This window comes from Bartonella sp. MU70NMGDW (assembly GCF_042194085.1).
Classification (GTDB): domain Bacteria; phylum Pseudomonadota; class Alphaproteobacteria; order Rhizobiales; family Rhizobiaceae; genus Bartonella; species Bartonella grahamii.
On the sequence record NZ_JBHIMK010000332.1, the window covers coordinates 1 to 1,262 of the forward strand.

At 43.2% G+C, this 1,262-nt stretch carries 1 protein-coding gene; it reads left to right on the plus strand.

What is annotated here, in order from left to right:
- Positions 1–1,262, plus strand: a 1,262-nt coding sequence (gene mbhE / locus ACFIKE_RS12270; protein WP_375649910.1) for a hydrogen gas-evolving membrane-bound hydrogenase subunit E, incomplete at both ends; no start/stop codon positions are given.

Consider the following 1,262-nt stretch of genomic DNA (forward strand, 5'->3'; position numbering starts at 1 on the left):
CCAATGGAGCTTTTGGTGTTTATTTGTTTAGCCGTTGGTATTTTTCCTAATTTAACTATAGGACCTATTTTAGATAATGCGGTCGGGTCTGTTTTAGGACCAATGACAATTCCTTATAGTTTGGCTGTTTGGCATGGGTTTAACACTCCATTAGTGATGAGTTTTGTTGCATTATTAGGAGGTGGATTGCTTTATGCTGTCGGGCATCGTTACTTTTTATCCTGTGATGATGGGGTTCCTTTTTTCCGTCACTTAAAAGGACCGCGTATTTTTGAACGCATTCTCGTGATTATTTCTTGGAAATGGGCACGTGCGGTGGAATCTGTTTTGTCAACACGCCGTTTGCAGATACAGTTGCACTGGATTTTTTGGGTGTGTTTTGCATTTGTTGGTCTTTTACTTTGGTGCGATGGGTTCATTTCAGCGGGGTCGTTACCGCTTTTTCCAGTTGATATTCCTTTTCTCGCTCTTTGGTTGGTTGGCGGATTATGTGCGCTGTTAGTTGCTTGGCGAGCAAAGTTTCATCGTCTTGCTTCACTTATGCTTTTAGGGGGAGCTGGTTTGATGACTTGTGCAACCTTTTTATGGCTCTCTGCCCCTGATTTAGCAATAACGCAATTGGTTGTTGAGGTTGTTACAGTCGTCTTATTATTGCTTGGTTTACGGTGGTTGCCTAAACGTTTGCATGATCCTGGGCCAGCTGCTGTTCATTTTTGGGTTCGCTTGCGTCGTCTCCGTGATTTCATCATATCCCTTGTGGGAGGTGCTGGTGTAGCATGGCTCTCTTTTGCAGTGATGACACGCCCTCAAGGTACAACGATTTCTGATTTTTTTCTAACACATTCTTACTCAGATGCTGGTGGTCGCAATGTTGTGAATGTGTTGTTGGTTGATTTCCGTGGTTTTGATACCATGGGAGAAATTGTGGTTTTGGGTGTTGTTTCCCTTACTGTTTTTGCCCTCTTACGGCGTTTTCGTCCTGCGCCTGAGAGTATTGATGCGCCTTTTCAACAGCGTATTCAGAAAGCTTTTGATATGGCACAGCCTAATCGAAATGTAGGGGATACTGTGTTAAATTATCTCACTGTTCCTGCTGTTATTATGGGTTGGTTCTTTCCGGTTATTATCGCTTTTGCTATTTATTTATTCATGCGAGGGCATGATCTGCCAGGAGGGGGATTTGTCGGTGGTATTACTTTGGCGATAGGATTTATTTTACAATATCTTGCACGCGATATTCGGTGGGTGGAAACGCATTTGAG